The organism is Candidatus Neomarinimicrobiota bacterium (assembly GCA_034716895.1).
In the GTDB taxonomy this organism is placed as follows: domain Bacteria; phylum Fidelibacterota; class UBA8477; order UBA8477; family JABMPR01; genus JABMPR01.
This window is the reverse complement of record JAYEKW010000218.1, coordinates 1-1,775: the sequence shown is the minus strand read 5'-3', so window position 1 is coordinate 1,775 and position 1,775 is coordinate 1. Positions and strand designations below refer to the sequence as shown.

Sequence of the window (1,775 nt, the reverse complement as noted above, 5' to 3'; positions counted from 1 at the left end):
ATCTTCATGTTTTCTGCATAGCCACTTGTGCTGAGTTCATCGAAGTATAGCTATGGATAAAATATTAAGTGAAGTAAAACGGTAAAAGATGAAGAAATTACAGGCCATTTGGAGCTGAATTTGGTATAAAACTCACTCAACTACAGCTCCATAGAAGAATCTTTTGTTAAAAAGACGAAACCGCAAAAAGTATCTGAGAATTCATAAAATATGCCCTAAAATCATAAAACACAACTACATATAGCGAATGAGCCTAAATCCATACATATCAACACTTTGCGTCATTTCGATGAACTCAATACAACGCTCTGCGCGCTCTGCCTGCCCGCACGAAGTTATACGCAGGCGGGCGAGAGGGACTTTTTGCGAGATCGTCAAAAAACAAAATCAAAATTAAGCGTGGGCGTAAATGGCAACAACACGAAAGCCCGATCCTGAAGACTATTTGTGACCCAGACAGCTTGATCAAACTCCAGATTGGAACTATTGGTAAGATTGAATAATTTTAAGCTGATCCGACCATCGACCAACTCCCAGGTTACATCCCGGTAGAAGGAGACATCAATACGATGATAGGCTGAGGACCAGTCCCAACTCGCATCAGCAGCCAAATACCGCTTCCCTGATGCCAGGGTCAGATCCATCCGGTAGCCCATATTGTCCTTCAGCTTGCCATCCATAATGAAATAGAATTCATGCTCACGGTGTCCCGATAAGAGATTTTCAACTCCTTGAGCATTTGTCAATTTTGATCTGCTGAAACGATATTTCGCTAAACTGCGGATACCGGGTGTCAGTTTTTCTATAGACAGGTTTAAACCATTGATCGTTCCTGAATCATAAACACTGAGCCATTTCTGCTGATCCTCAAAATGTCCCACCCACCCACTATCCATTAAAGTGGGGTTGATCAGTATCTGGGAGAACAATTCAGCATGAAAATCATAGCCAATGATGGGCATAAAACGACCTCCCAGACTAAGATTGAGGTTCCCGGGAACCGCCAATGATGTATCTGCTGGAATAAGAATATCAAACAGGGGCCGGCTCAATGCATTGGACATGGAAGTTGCACGCATCAGCGGGCTGGACTGAACCATAGAAAAGTATGCGTTGTAAATATTAGAAGGCTCCCAATTGACTAAAAAGCTGGGGTTCACAGCCAGATTCTCTGAAAATGTGGAAAATGCAGCCTGAATACCCAGATCAGCAGACAGATTATATGGCAAGGTATAGCGATAGCCTGCCCGACCCCTGGTGATCCATCCTGAATTAATCCCGGATGTGCTGGAATCCACGAAAGCGAGCTCCGATGATAACAACTCCGTACTGAATCCCAGGGAAACCATATTGTTTCCACTCAGGAAATAGTCGGCCTGGGATGAGATGCCATAAGTATTCAATGTGTTAACAAAGTCACCATCCAGATCCACATTCAAGCCCAATGGCAATTGATCCGCCCTCAAAAAGCTATGGTAGGTCTTTCTGAAGAGATGCGTTTGGGTCAACATACGTGGATTGAAACGATGTTGAATGCGTGCCGACATAAAACCATTATACCAACTTGAATGAGCACTGCGTCCCTGATCACCCAACCAATGGAGCTTATCAAATGTAAGATACATGTTGCCGGATATTTTGGTATCCTCACTTACATCGAAAGTGATCTTGCCATTAAGATCATAGAAATAATAATCCGGCCTGAAACGACGGTAAACACTGTCTGTCTGGGTAGCGCTGAGAGAATAAATAGCGTCAAAATCAACCCTGCGACC

1 protein-coding gene is annotated in these 1,775 nt (G+C 43.5%); it reads right to left on the bottom strand.

Going from position 1 to position 1,775, the window contains the following annotated elements; genetic code table 11:
• Positions 1 to 374: 374 nt before the first annotated feature.
• Positions 375 to 1,775: hypothetical protein (locus tag U9Q77_12665; GenBank protein ID MEA3288211.1), on the bottom strand; the 1,401-nt coding region annotated here is incomplete at its 5' end.